Source organism: Acetobacter okinawensis (assembly GCF_002153655.1).
Lineage (GTDB): Bacteria > Pseudomonadota > Alphaproteobacteria > Acetobacterales > Acetobacteraceae > Acetobacter > Acetobacter okinawensis_A.
On the sequence record NZ_JOPJ01000008.1, the window covers coordinates 106,849 to 120,347 of the forward strand.

Here is a 13,499-nt window from a genome sequence, read left to right on the forward strand (position 1 = left end):
CATGTCAGGCATAACAGGGGTGGATGCAGCAGGGGGGCGGGTACGCCGTGGTGCCGCCGTGCTGCTGGAGGTGTTGCGGAGCGAGGGGGTGGATTACATCTTTGGCAACCCCGGCACCACCGAACTCCCGCTGATAGACGCCCTGCTGGAAGTGCCGGACGTGCACTACGTGCTGGGTCTGCAGGAGGCCAGCGTGGTGGCCATGGCCGATGGTTACGCGCAGGCTGCCCGCAGGCCGGGTTTTCTCAACCTGCACACGGCGGGCGGGCTGGGGCATGGGCTTGGCAACCTGCTCAATGCCAGTGTTGCGCAGACCCCGCTGGTGGTGACAGCAGGGCAGCAGGATTCGCGCCACACTATTTCCGACCCGCTGCTGTTTGGTGATCTGGTGCAGATTGCCCGCCCCGCCGTCAAATGGGCGCAGGAGGTTGCCCACGCGGACCAGTTGCCCGTGCTGCTGCGCCGCGCTTTTCACGATTCCACGGCAGCGCCCAGCGGGCCGGTGTTCCTCTCGCTCCCCATGGATGTGATGGAGGAATTGAGTGCGGTGGATATTGGCGCGCCATCGCAGATCAACCGGCAGGCCGTAGCGGGGGGGCTGCCCGAACTTGCACATGCGCTGGCGGGGATTGCTCCGGGACGGCTGGCCATTATTGCGGGGGACGAGGTTTACGGCTCCGATGCCGCGGTCGAGGTTGCAGCCGTGGCCGAATGTCTGGGCGCTCCGGTTTTTGGGTCCTCTTGGCCATCGCGCATTCCCTTTGCCACCGCGCATCCGCTGTGGTGTGGCAACCTGCCAACGCAGGCTACCGCCATTGCCGAAAAACTGGGCGCGTATGACGCTATTTTTGCACTGGGTGGCAAATCGCTCATTACCATCCTCTACACCGAAGGTCCGGCCCTGCCGCCAAGCTGCGCGGTGTATCAGATGTCGTCCGATGTGCGTGACCTCGGGCGGACGTTCTGGACCCCGCTCTCGGTCGTGGGGGATATCAAGGCGTCCCTGCATGCCCTGCTGCCCGCACTGCGCAGGGCCACACAGGCTAACGCTCAGGCCTATAGTGCCGCAGGTGCGCAGGTGGCTGCGGCGCGGCGGCAGCACAGGGCGCAGGCCCGTGCGGATGTGCTGACCCACAAGACGGATGCGGTCATCCACCCCAGTGTGGCTGCGTGGGAGGTGGTGCGTGCCATAGGCCCTGACATTGCCATTGTGGACGAGGCCATAGCCACGTCCTCCGATGTGCGCCTGTTTTTGGAAAGTGCATGGCCTGCGCAGTATTCCTTCCTGCGTGGTGGGGCGTTGGGCTGGGGCATGCCCGCAGCCGTTGGGGCGTCACTCGGCCTTGGGCGGGGGCGTGTGGTCTCGCTCGTGGGGGATGGGGCCGCGCTGTATTCGCCACAAGCGCTGTGGACTGCGGCGCATGAAAAGCTGCCCGTGACTTTTGTGGTCATGAATAATCAGGAGTACAATGTGCTCAAGAACTTCATGCGGCAGCAAAAAGATTATATTTCCGCGCGGGAGGGCACATATCCGGCCATGGATATTGTCAACCCGAGCATAGACTATCAGGCGCTTGCCCGTTCCATGGGTGTGCCGTCCACCAGACTGACGCGGGCAGCCGACATTGCCCCGGCACTGGAGGCGGCTTTGGCAACTGATGGCCCATCTTTAGTGGAAATTGTGATTGCAGCGAGCTGAGGAGGCTCGCTCTTTACCGGGGGTGCGTATGAAAATCGGGTTGTTTATTCCCTGTTATATAGACGCGTTTTATCCAAACGCGGGGATTGCTACACTGGAACTGCTGGAAAAGCTGGGGCAGGATGTGGAATACCCCATGAACCAGACCTGCTGTGGCCAGCCCATGGCCAATTCGGGCTGCAACAAGGATGCGGCTCCGGCAGAAGCCCTGTTTGTTAAAAACTTTGCCAAATACGACGTTATTGTCATGCCGTCGGGCAGTTGCACACACCATGTGCGTGACAATTTTGACGCCATAGAACAGACGGACGAAGTGCGCCACGTGCGTGAAAACACGTTTGAACTGGTCGAGTTTTTGCATGACGTGCTCAAGGTGGAGGACTTCCCCTGGGCCGAGTTTCCGCACAAGGTGGGGCTGCACAACAGTTGCGGCACGCTGCGGGCGCTGCGCACGGCCAGCATGTCCGAACTGGGCGAGCCGTTTTTTTCCAAACCCATGGATTTGTTGAACAAGGTTAAGGGCATTTCCTTTGCAACGCCCAAAAGGCCCGATGAATGCTGCGGTTTTGGCGGCACCTTCTCGGTGACGGAGGAGGCCGTGTCGGCCAAAATGGGTACGGACAAGGTGCGTGACCACCATCAGGCCGGGGCGGAATACATTGTTTCGGCCGATACGTCATGCATGATGCATCAGCAGGGGTGCGCGGAGCGGGCCGGTGTTCCCATCCGCTTCATTCATATTGCTGAAATTCTGAATGGAGCTCGGGAATGAAAGTCAAACCTGTCAACCACGCCAAGGCGGCCGAAGCGTTTATTGAAGATACGGCCCACATGGACTTCCATGACGAGCGGCTGTGGGACCTGCGGCAAAAGCGCGACGACCAGATGCACATTCTGCCCGAGTGGCAGGAGCTGCGCGCGCGTGCTTCCGCCATCAAGGAGCACACGCTGGCCAACCTGCCCGAATATCTGGAGCAGTTTGAGGCCAATGCCAAAAAGAACGGCATCCACGTCCACTGGGCGGCGGATGGTGCGGAACATAACCGCATCGTTGGCGAAATTCTGGAAAAGCACGGCGCCAAATCGCTCATCAAGAGCAAGTCCATGGTGACCGAAGAATGCTGCATGCGCGAGTATCTGGAACCCCGCGGCGTGGTGGTGACGGAGACCGACCTTGGCGAGCGCATCCAGCAGCTTGATAACCAGATGCCCAGCCATATTGTGGTGCCAGCCGTACACAAGCTGATCCCCGATGTGGCCAAGATTTTTGCCGAGCACTACCACACCGACCCCAACGACAATAGCGCGCAGTCCCTTGCGTGGCAGCAGCGACTGGCCGCACGCCCGGTCATTCTGTCCGCCGATGCGGGCATGACGGGGGGCAACTTTGTGGTGGCCGAGACCGGCTCCTTTGTTGTCTGCACCAACGAGGGTAATGCCGACCTGAGTGCTACCGTGCCGGGCCTGCACATTGCCACAATCGGCATTGAGCGGCTGGTGCCGCGCATGGCGGACATGGGGGTGTTTATCCGCATGCTCTCCCGCTCGGCCCTTGGCTCGCCCATTACGCAGTACACAACGCATTTCCGTGGCCCGCAGAAGGGGAGCGAAATGCACGTGGTGCTGGTGGATAACGGGCGTTCGCACCGTTTGGGCATGGAGGAGTTCTGGACCTCGCTCAAATGTATCCGCTGTGGCGCGTGTATGAACACCTGCCCGGTGTACCGTCGCTCTGGCGGGCTGTCCTATGGTGCGGTGTATTCCGGCCCCATTGGTGCAATTATTGACCCCACTTTTAACGAGCGCAAATACAGCACGCTGCCCTTTGCCTCGACCATGAACGGGAGCTGCACCAACGTCTGCCCGGTCAAGATCAACATCCACGAGCAGCTTTACAAATGGCGCAGGGTTCTGGCCGAACACCACGAACTGCCGTTTGTAAAGCGTGAGGTCATGTATATGGCCGGCAAGCTTATGGGCCAGCCCAGCCTGTACCGTGCGGCCATTAACGGCACGGAGGTCGCGCTGAGCACCATGCCGCGCTTTGTGCTGTATAACTGGCTTAACCCGTGGGGCAAGCACCGCGAACTGCCACACCCGGTCAAGCAGACTTTTCATGGCTGGTACAAGCAGAACCGGCTGAAAACCAAAAAGAAGGAAGGGGAAGGCGCATGAGCACCTCGCGCGACGCCATTCTGACCCGCCTGCGGGACAACCGGCCAGACCCCAAGGCCCACCCGCTCCCCCCCGTGGCACGGCTTGGGGATATGGACAACGGGCAGGCCCGGTTTGAAAACAGCCTCCAGCTTCTGGGTGGGCAGGTGCTGGAGCGGCAGGAAGGGGATACACTGGCCACAGCCATTGCCCGCCGCTTCCCCGATTCCAAGATCATCTGCTCCGCTGTGCCGGACTTTGACGGCACCATCCGCATAGAGGAGCTGGGTACACCACAGCAGGCGGCATCGGTGGATGTGCTGGTGGTGCGCTCCCCCTTTGGTATTGCGGAAATGGGGTCCATCTACCTGAGCGAGGCCCAGTTGAAGGACCTGAACTCGGCAGCGCATCTGACCCAGCATATTGTGGTCATTCTCTCGGCCAAGAACCTGACGGCCAACATGCACACGGCCTATATGGACCGCCCCGAGTTCCATACCGCCAATTACGGTGTGCTCATGAGCGGGCCGTCCGCCACAGCGGATATTCAGGGCGTGCTGGTCCGTGGGGCACAGGGTGTGCGCACACTCAGTGTCTGGTGGGAAGACTGAACGCCAGATGACCTGCTCCCACAGGGTAATCCCTGAGGGCTGGTTATAAAAAAAGCCGGACCAGCGTGTGCTGATCCGGCTTTTTTATGTGCAGGGCGGAAGGTTTTAGTCCCGCACGCGCTCAATCAGTGCGCCACATTTGGCCAGTTTGCGTTCCACGGCCTCGTACCCCCGGTCAAGGTGGTACACGCGGCTCAGAATGGTCTCACCATGGGCGGCGAGCCCTGCGAGAATGAGCGAGAACGACGCCCGCAGGTCGGTCGCCATGACCGGTGCGCCAGACAGGCTGTGCACCCCACGGATAATGGCAGAAGACCCATGCACGTTAATGCGTGCGCCCATGCGGTTGAGCTCGGGCACATGCATGAACCGGTTTTCAAAAATGGTTTCGGTAATCATGGACGCGCCCTCAGCGACCGAGAGCAGGGCCATGAACTGGGCCTGCATATCGGTCGGGAAGCCGGGGTAAGGCTCGGTCATGATATCGATCCCGCGCAGGGCACCAGTACGGCGCACGCGCATGGTGTCTCCATCCTGGGTGACTTCAACCCCACATTCTTCCAGCGCGCGCACAACAGCGCCAAGGTGGTCCATCTGCCCGCCGACCAGCCGCAGGTCACCCCCCGTAATGGCGGCAGCGCAGGCGTAGGTGCCGCATTCAATCCGGTCGGGCATAATGCGGTGCTCGGCCCCGTGCAGGGCCTCCACGCCATCAATCAGAATGGCGGAGCTGCCCGCGCCGGTAATGCGCGCGCCCATGGCGTTCAGGCAGTTGGCCAGATCCACCATTTCAGGCTCGCGGGCCGCGTTGATGATCTCGGTTTTACCCTGTGCCAGCGTTGCCGCCATCATCAGGTTTTCGGTCGCTCCAACGGAGGCGAAGGGCAGAATGATCCGCTCCCCCTTAAGCCCCTTGGGCGCGCGGGCGTTGATGTAGCCGTTCTCCAGCGTAATCTCGGCCCCCAGTGTTTCCAGCCCCTTCAGGTGCAGGTCCACAGGCCGGGTGCCAATGGCGCACCCACCGGGGAGAGACACGCGTGCCTCCCGGCAGCGGGCCAGCAGGGGGCCCAGTACCAGAATGGAGGCCCGCATCTTGGAGACAATGTCATACGGGGCTTCGGTGTTGGTGATCTCTCCCCCGACCGACAGCGTGGTGCCATCGCCCGCCACGTCCTGCACATCCAGCCCGTGCTGCTCCAGCAGGGCGCGCATGGTGGCAATGTCGGCAATATGGGGCACATTGCTCAGCACAAGCTGCTCAGAGGTCAGAAGCCCTGCAACCAGCAGCTTGAGCCCTGCGTTCTTGGCCCCGCCAATGGTAATTTCTCCATGCAGGGGGCGCCCCCCGCGAATGACAAAATGGTCCATGTGCCTTACATCCGTGGCGTGGCAACGCCACGCTGGCCCATGTATTTGCCGGCACGGTCAGCGTAGCTGACCTCACACGGGGAATCGCCTTTGAAGAACAGGAACTGGCAGATACCCTCGTTGGCGTAAATGCGCGCAGGCAGGGGCGTTGTGTTGCTGATCTCGATCGTGACCTGCCCTTCCCATTCGGGTTCAAGCGGGGTGACGTTTACAATAATGCCGCACCGCGCATAGGTGGACTTGCCAAGGCAGACCACCAGCACATCACGCGGAATACGGAAGTATTCAATGGTGTGGGCCAGCACAAAGCTGTTGGGCGGAATAATGCATTCATCCGCCTTGCGGGACACAAAACCCTCGGGGCTGAAGTTCTTGGGGTCCACAATGGCGTTGTTCACATCCGTAAAAATACGGAAATCATCTGCCACCCGGGCGTCATACCCGTAGGAGGACAGACCGTAGGAAATAACGCCTTCGCGCCGCTGGTTCTCCACAAACGGTTCGATCATGCCGTGATCGTTCGCCATCTGGCGGATCCATGTATCGGGCATCACGGGCATGTCTTGCTCTCTCCATTACCGGGTGTGTGTGTGGTGGTGGCGGGTTTGTCCTCCGCCGTGTGGTCCTGTCTGGTGCGGGCCTGATCCTTGCGGCGGCGCAGGTTGGCGCGCAGGGCCGCAGCCTGCCGGGCAAGGCGTTCGGTGCGGGCCGCTTCCGCTCTGGCGGAAAGGGTCTGTCCGGGGGAGGGGGTGTTGTCGGGCGTGTCAGTCATGCCAGATGCAGCAAGGCCAGTCGCGTGCAGGTTGAACGTTCGCCTTGTTGACTAGCAGAGCTACCACCCCATGCCTAGGGCCTGCCACGGGGGCAGGCCCTGTTCATGCTGTTTTGTGGGGCGGGGGCCAAAGCAGGGGCTTGCCCGCAGGGTGTTTACAGGTTGGCAATAACCTTAAGGCCGATCAGTGCCGCATCGGGGATGTGGTGCGTCTCACCGGGGTGGATCAGGTACTGGAACTCGGGCTGGACCAGCACGCCGTGGGTTGCATCAATCCCGTAGTAGGCCTCGATCAGCTCGGAATCGTTCTGGATTCCGCGAATGGTCGAGCCCAGCGAGTACCCGCCGTCCACGGCCAGAATTTCGCTCTCGCGGCGGCGGCGGCTGACTTTGTACCAGGAGTACAGCACGCCAAACCGGTCGGTCAGACGCCCCGGAATCAGCCCCACAAACGACAGGCCCCCATAAGCCTGATCAGATATATTGACCACGCGTGGGGTGGCATGCACGTAGCCTGCCATCAGGTAGCCACCGGCCATCTGGTTACGTCCGCCAAGGCGGTAGACCATCTGGTCTGCCTCCAGCCACATGGCGTCGGATGGCGCGGAGCGTGTACCCGGCAGCGTGTTGGCCACGCGGCTGGGCAGGACCGAGCCAATCTTGTCCGCATAACGGGTTGTATCGTGCTCATACCCGATCACGTAGTGGCCGGGCAGGCGGTTGCGGGTCAGGAACGGCGCCCACGTGAACTCGATTGGCAGGGAGAGACCCGTAGCGTCCTCCGACCCCCATGACCAGCCAGAGGGGTTCTGCGTCAGGGTGCTGACGGAGTATGCACCCACCTGTATGGCCGTGTCCCGCGTGGGGCGGAAGCGTGCGCGCGCGCCCCATGTGGCCTTGGGGTACACGCTCATGCCCGGCAACTGCTTGATGGCCACAGGGGCGGAGCAGGTGACCATGAACGAACACAGCAGCGGAGATGTGGCAAACACATGGGTCAGGGACATACGGCCAAAAATGATGTCCAGCTTGTTGTTGAGCATCTTCTTTTCGGCGTACATGTCCACCAGATGGGCCGCCACGTTGCCAGAGAGCGTGTACACCTCCTGCAGGGCCACGTAGTATTCGCCCGCGCGCACGTTCTGCGCCGCACGGCCTGCACGTTCCATCACCAGCCCATGCACAGACCAGCCGTTGAGTGCCGGGTTCATGCGGCCCAGATCAAACGTGGTCTGCAAGGTCAGCTCATGCACGTAGCTGATGCCCTTCTGGTCATGCAGACCCCCTGCGGCCAGCCCCATGGCCTCTCCCTTGTAGGAGAATGAGAACGAAAAGCCCTTGTCCCGCAGCCGGTCGCGGAATGGCATCAACTGCGGAATAAGGTGCCCTGTGCCTGCGGTGGGCACGTAGTAGGGGTCTGGCAGGTCATAGTCGCGCTGGGCGTCTATGCTTGCGGGCAGCAGGGCGGATGGCCCTTCGGCATTGCTCAGGGCGTCCAGTTCAATCTGGTGCAGGGAGTGGGGTGTGTCTGACGGCATGATCGGCATGACGCTCAGCGGCGCCAGACCGGGGGACGGCAGAATGGGCACCCCGCTGGGCGGGATGGGCGTATTGGGCGGGCGGCGGATTGCGCTCAGGTCCGGGCCCATGGTCTCTGCATCCAGCGGGCGCAGGGACTGCGTGGGCAGGGCATGGACCTTGCTGCCGGGGTTGATGATCGTGTCCGAGATGGGGGCCACACTGGGCTGCGCCGTCAGGGCGGAGGCATGGGTGGTCTGCGCACGGGCCACGCCCGTCGCAAAAGGCGCGTGCCAGACGGAGGCCAGCGCAAGGGCTGCGGCAGTGGTGGTGCGGGGGGCAAAGACGCACGGCATGCGTGTGGGCGTGCCGTGGGGCTGGGGGCGGTGTATTTTTGGCATTGTTATTCCGCTTCCTCTCGCTCTTGCTGGAGGGAGTTGTCCTGTGCGTGCAGAATGCTGGGGAGGAGCCTCCCCCTTGGGGCTGGTATTCAGGCCGCCTGAGCGGTGCTGACAGCTTTGCAGGGATAGGCACTGCGACCGTGCACGTAAGGCAGGGCGGCAGAGGGACGGAGGCGGAAGTACCTGTGTGCAGGATGTGCGACCATGGGACAGACCGTTATTGTTTTTGTTGTTGTCGGTTTGCCATCAGGAGCATGAAGAGAAATATCCGGTCAAGAGGGTTTGGGTAATAATATTACCTAAAACCCCCATAGATCGGTTTTTTAGGAAAAACTGAGTGCAAATTTTTGTTATAACGATAAATTTGCAACATACGCGTGGCAGCTATGCGCCCCGTGCTATGTCCTGCCAGCCGCATAGCTGCGCGCCCGCGTGCTCCAGCCCTTTGCGAAAACCGGCCGAGCATAACGCCTGAAATTCGGCCTCGTGCTCATAGGTTGGCATCAGCTCTTCCAGCATGGCGTTCTTGTGGGTGGCGGGGTGGAAGTAGATCTCGGACACGCCATCGGGCAGGTGGGCGGCAAGGGCTGCTATGCGCTCGGTGGTCATGTGTCCGCTCCATGCCAGTCCAAAGCACCAGTCATTGGTCGCCATGCCCGCCGCATGGGCCTGATGGCGCAGTATGGCGGTCCAGTGGCGCAGGGCGGCATCTCCGAGTGTGTCGGTATAGGTGCCTGCGGCATACAGGGGTTTGGGGGGTTCTAGCGGCACACGCACGGCATTGAGCCCGTAGCCCTTGCCAATGCCGATCATCATTTTGCCCACGGTGGGGTGGAGGTGCATGTGCTTGTGGGCGTTGGCATGGTCAAGTGCCAGCCCCGTGCGGCTGAAGGCCTCAAACTGGGCGGTAATTTCCGCCTCCAGCTCGCGTCGTCCTTCGGGGCGGAAAAAATAGTCCACCCCAAGCCCAAGCTGGGAGGAGGAGAACCAGCCATTGTCCCGCGTAATCAGCGGCAGGCGGGTATGGGGCAGCACCGATGGTCCTTCAATCACCACCAGATGCAGGCCAACATTCAAGGAGGGCAGGCGTTTGGCCCGTTCCACCGCATCCTGTGCTGCGGGGCCGGAGACCATAAGACTGGCGGTTGAGAGCACGCCGTTAACATGGGCCTGTTCAATGGCCTCGTTCACTTCAACCGACATGCCGAAATCATCGGCAGAAATAATGGCGCGTTTCATGGTTCTGGCAGCCCTTTGTAACCTTTGCCTGTGTCTAACACCGGCGGGTGGGGGCTGTCATGGCTGTTCTGGGTGGGGGACTTATGCGCCGCCCCCCACCCAGAGCCGTAAGTTATGTCAGATCAGGCAGCCTTGCGGCCTTTAAGGAACTGGAAGAACTCCACACCCTCGCGCAGGCGGCGCTTCATCATCTGGGGGGAGCGCACCATTTCACCTACGATGGAGGCAATCTTGGGCGCGCGGAAGTAGAACTTCTTGTAGAATTCTTCCACGCTGTTGAAGATTTCGGTGTGCGACAGGTGGGGGTAGTGCAGCGGAGCAATCTGCACGCCGTTGTCGTCGAGCAGTTCTGCGTTGCTTTCGTCCAGCCAGCCGTTTTCCGTGGCTTCCTTGAACAGGGCCGTGCCGGGGTAAGGGGCAGCAAGGGAAACCTGCAACGTGTGCGGGTTGATTTCCTGCGCGAAGCGAATGGTCTCCTGAATGGTTTCCTTCGTTTCGCCCGGCAGACCCAGAATGAAGGTGCCGTGGATTTTAATCCCCAGCTCATGGCAGTTCTTGGTGAACTCGCGCGCAACTTCAACGCGCATGCCTTTTTTGATGTTGTGCAGGATCTGCTGGTTCCCGCTTTCGTAGCCGACCAGCAGCAGGCGCAGGCCGTTGTCACGCAGGACCTTGAGCGTGTCATACGGCACGTTGGCCTTGGCGTTACACGACCAGGTTACGCCCAGCTTGCCCAGTTCACGCGCAATGGCTTCGGCACGGGGCAGGTCATCGGTAAAGGTGTCATCATCAAAGAAGAACTCCTTCACCTGCGGGAAGTACTGCATGGCCAGACGGATTTCCGCCGCCACATGCTGCGGGCTGCGGGTGCGGTAGCGGTGGCCCCCCACGGTCTGCGGCCACAGGCAGAACGTGCAGCGCGATTTGCAGCCACGGCCTGTGTAAATGGACAGGTAGGGGTGCATAAGGTAGCCGATGAAGTAGTCTTCAATCCGCAGGTCGCGCTTGTACACTTCGGTCACGAAGGGCAGGGAATCCATGTCCTCGATCATGGCGCGGTCACGGTTGGCAATGATCTGGCCATCCTTGTTGCGCCACGTAATGCCGTCCACGTCCTTGAAGTCCATGCCATCGGCAATGTCCTTGATCGTGTAATCAAATTCATTGCGGGCAACAAAGTCGATCGGCGCACCCTTGAGCAGGCTTTCCTCGGGCTGCACGGCAACCTTGGCGCCAACCATGCCAATCTTCAGGTTCGGGTTCACGTCTTTGAGCATCTGGGCCACCTGCACGTCCTTGGCAAAGGACGGGGTGGAGGTGTGCAGCACCACCAGATCGCGGTTTTTCACGTCTTCAAGAATGGGCTCCATGCCCATGTTGGCGGGGGGGGCGTCAATCAGGCGGCTGCCGGGAACCAGAGCCGCAGGTTGGGCCAGCCATGTCGGATACCAGAAAGATTTGATTTCACGGCGTGCCTGATAGCGCGAGCCTGCGCCGCCATCAAAACCATCAAAAGTTGGCGGCTGAAGAAAAAGGGTTCTCATCGTCATCGGTTTCTATCCTGACAAGGGCGTAAAACGGTGGGGTCCAACAGTAAGCGCGGACATGAATGCTGGCGCAGGGACTTCACGTGTCTGCTTTGGTTTAGGCAATTACTCTGGCGCATATGTGTAAGGCAAGCTTTTGCATGCGCAGGCTATGGGCCGGGGGAGAGGCTGCGCACCGGGGTCGGGGCTGCGGTCGGGTGGGGGGCAATGTGCATGGTCTGCCCCCGCCAGTGCACTTCCGTACCACTGGCGCTGGCGACCATAATGGCGGCAGACAGCCAGTCCCGCACGGGGAGCAGCAGAAGCGGCCACAGCGGGCGCGAGCCCACGGCGCGGTCAATCAGCAGCGATGTCAGGGCGCGCATGGCCCATATGCCCCAGAAGAATGGCAAACTCCATGCTGCATGTGGCTGAAAAAGCACAACCAGCGTCGCCCAGAACAGGGGAAGCTGGATGGAGGAGGCCGCATAGCCCATGGGGGCGAGTGTGCACACCGTGCGGCCCCAGCGCAGTTCATGGCGGAGCAGCTCGCCCATGCTGGATTCGGCAATGGTGGTCCACGTCATGCACTCGGCAATGGCAATGTTCATGCCGGCCTGCCGCACAAGCCTGCCCAGCAGGGCGTCATCCGCAACATGGGGCAGAAGGGCTTCCAGCCCGCCTACCGCATCCAGCGTCTGGCGGCGCAGCGCCATGGTGGCGCCCAGACAGTCCTGCCGCCCAAGATAGCGGGAGAGCATGACGCCGGGCAGAAAGTTGTGGTTGATCTGGCAGGCCGCGAGCATCTGCACCAGAGAGCCGCTGGCGGGCAGGCCCGCGTACAGCGTGGTGACCAGCCCGGTGTTGGGCTGGTGCAGGGCAGAGACAATATGCTGCAGGTAGTCGGGCCGCACATGAATGTCGGAATCGGAGATAACCAGAATCTCATGCCGTGCTTTGGGCAGGATATTCATCAGGTTACTGATCTTGCGGTTCAGCCCGTGCAGGGCGGGGTCCACCACAAGCTCCATGTCCAGATGCGGGTGGCGCTCCTGTAAGCGGCGTACAATGGCAATGGCGGGGTCGTCCGCATCGCGCACACCAAACAGGATCTGCATTTGGGGGTAGTCCTGCGTGCAAAAACTTTCCAGCGCCTCCTCCAGCAGGGGTTCGGAGCCGTAAAGGGGCTTGAGCACGGTCACCGGGGGCGGGTTGCCCAGCACAACTGGCCGCCGCTCGGTGCGGCGGAAGCGTGCCAGTAGCCCAGCCCCCAGAGAGGACTGTACGCAGCCGGTAACAGAAAGAAGCGCGCTGGCAGCCGCCAGAAGAGGGAGAACCGCTACCATGCTTCAACCATCATGCGCCCCATAGCGGGGATTGGTGTCTGTTTGCGTTGCCGCACGCGCCTCGTCCTGTTCCCTTAATCTTTGGCGTAGGTCTGAGCCTTGCGCTCAAGTACGCTGATAAGGCCGGACACGCCACCAGAGGTCAGTGTGGAGCTGAAGTCCGAACGCTGTGCCGCCGCCTGGCTGATCCGGGCGTCGCTGAGCAGCACGTCCACAATCTTCCATGACCCGCCAGCATTGCTCATGACATAGCTGAGTTCGGTCGGGGTGGAGCCGTCGCTGGCACCAAGGTTGGTGACGACAAGCTTGTTACCACCCACGGGGCTATCGGTCACATCGGGCAGAATGGTGAACTTGACGTCCGCACCGGGCTTGAAGTTGCTCACATAGCGCGCGACCGTATAGTCCTTGAACGCGGCCAGCAGCTTCTGCTTTTCATCAGCGCTCAGCCCGTTGTAGCGCAGGCCGATGGAGGCCTTGAGCACGGCTTCCAGATTATAGGACTGGTCCACGGCTGCGGCCACGATCTGGCTGCGTTCGGCAAAGCTGCCGTGGGACTGCACGATCTGGTCCAGCGCCTTGTACAGGGTCTGCACCGGGGCAATTACTGCGCTGGAGGGAGCGGACTGGGCAAACGCAGCCGGGGCGGATACGCCAACCCCAACAGCGGGAAGGAGCGCCATGCTCATGCCAAGCACGAGCCCTGCGCGGAAAGAAATACGTTTCATGCTTACGATTTTGTCCCGGTTGCACAGTTTGGCAAGGTTGCTTCGAGCATGTCTCCGATGCCCGCAGCGCTCACGCCGAGTGCGTTGAGTGCGGTTGCGACGATGTGGGGGGCGGAGAGCCCGGCCTCGTCATACTG

At 61.2% G+C, this 13,499-nt stretch carries 12 protein-coding genes; 4 read left to right on the forward strand and 8 right to left on the reverse strand.

Annotated features, from left to right (window positions below; translation table 11 throughout):
• The first annotated feature begins 1 nt into the window (after position 1).
• The 4 genes from HK26_RS05775 to HK26_RS05790 are packed head-to-tail and all read left to right on the forward strand — an operon-like array spanning position 2 to position 4,464.
• Positions 2-1,699 (forward strand): thiamine pyrophosphate-binding protein, encoded by a 1,698-nt coding sequence (locus tag HK26_RS05775; RefSeq protein WP_086638902.1) that lies wholly within the window; start codon positions 2-4, stop codon positions 1,697-1,699.
• A 28-nt stretch (positions 1,700-1,727) separates the two neighbouring features.
• Positions 1,728-2,471 (forward strand): (Fe-S)-binding protein, encoded by a 744-nt coding sequence (locus HK26_RS05780; RefSeq protein ID WP_025828246.1) that lies wholly within the window; start codon positions 1,728-1,730, stop codon positions 2,469-2,471.
• Positions 2,468-3,874 (forward strand): lactate utilization protein B, encoded by a 1,407-nt coding sequence (locus HK26_RS05785; RefSeq protein ID WP_086638903.1) that lies wholly within the window; start codon positions 2,468-2,470, stop codon positions 3,872-3,874. The genes HK26_RS05780 and HK26_RS05785 overlap by 4 nt, the downstream gene beginning before the upstream one ends.
• Positions 3,871-4,464 carry a LutC/YkgG family protein gene (locus tag HK26_RS05790; RefSeq protein WP_025828249.1) on the forward strand — a complete coding sequence of 198 codons (594 nt, stop codon included), beginning with the start codon at positions 3,871-3,873 and terminating at the stop codon, positions 4,462-4,464. Before HK26_RS05785 ends, HK26_RS05790 begins: the two co-directional genes overlap by 4 nt.
• A 105-nt stretch (positions 4,465-4,569) precedes the next feature.
• Here the strand turns inward: HK26_RS05790 and murA are convergent, their stop codons facing one another.
• The 8 genes from murA to HK26_RS05830 all read right to left on the reverse strand — a co-directional run bounded on the left by murA (position 4,570) and on the right by HK26_RS05830 (position 13,362).
• The gene (murA, locus tag HK26_RS05795; protein WP_086638904.1) at positions 4,570-5,832 is read right to left on the reverse strand and encodes a UDP-N-acetylglucosamine 1-carboxyvinyltransferase; all 1,263 of its coding nucleotides are present in this window, start codon (positions 5,830-5,832) and stop codon (positions 4,570-4,572) included.
• A gap of 5 nt (positions 5,833-5,837) precedes the next feature.
• Positions 5,838-6,392 (reverse strand): dCTP deaminase, encoded by a 555-nt coding sequence (gene dcd, locus HK26_RS05800; RefSeq protein WP_025828253.1) that lies wholly within the window; start codon positions 6,390-6,392, stop codon positions 5,838-5,840.
• On the reverse strand, positions 6,383-6,604 hold the full coding sequence (locus tag HK26_RS05805) for a hypothetical protein (RefSeq protein ID WP_086638905.1): 222 nt from the start codon (positions 6,602-6,604) through the stop codon (positions 6,383-6,385). The genes dcd and HK26_RS05805 overlap by 10 nt, the downstream gene beginning before the upstream one ends.
• 155 nt (positions 6,605-6,759) lie before the next feature.
• On the reverse strand, positions 6,760-8,523 hold the full coding sequence (locus tag HK26_RS05810; protein ID WP_086638906.1) for a carbohydrate porin: 1,764 nt from the start codon (positions 8,521-8,523) through the stop codon (positions 6,760-6,762).
• Between the two features lie 384 nt (positions 8,524-8,907).
• Positions 8,908-9,762 (reverse strand): hopanoid biosynthesis-associated protein HpnK, encoded by an 855-nt coding sequence (hpnK, locus tag HK26_RS05815; protein WP_086638907.1) that lies wholly within the window; start codon positions 9,760-9,762, stop codon positions 8,908-8,910.
• Between the two features lie 122 nt (positions 9,763-9,884).
• Positions 9,885-11,312, reverse strand: a complete 1,428-nt coding sequence (gene hpnJ, locus HK26_RS05820; RefSeq protein ID WP_180539346.1) for a hopanoid biosynthesis associated radical SAM protein HpnJ — start codon at positions 11,310-11,312, stop codon at positions 9,885-9,887.
• 146 nt (positions 11,313-11,458) lie between these two features.
• Positions 11,459-12,634, reverse strand: a complete 1,176-nt coding sequence (hpnI, locus tag HK26_RS05825; protein WP_086638909.1) for a bacteriohopanetetrol glucosamine biosynthesis glycosyltransferase HpnI — start codon at positions 12,632-12,634, stop codon at positions 11,459-11,461.
• Positions 12,635-12,708: 74 nt separating this feature from the next.
• The gene (locus tag HK26_RS05830) at positions 12,709-13,362 is read right to left on the reverse strand and encodes an ABC transporter substrate-binding protein (RefSeq protein ID WP_086638910.1); all 654 of its coding nucleotides are present in this window, start codon (positions 13,360-13,362) and stop codon (positions 12,709-12,711) included.
• Between the last annotated feature and the right edge of the window lie 137 nt (positions 13,363-13,499).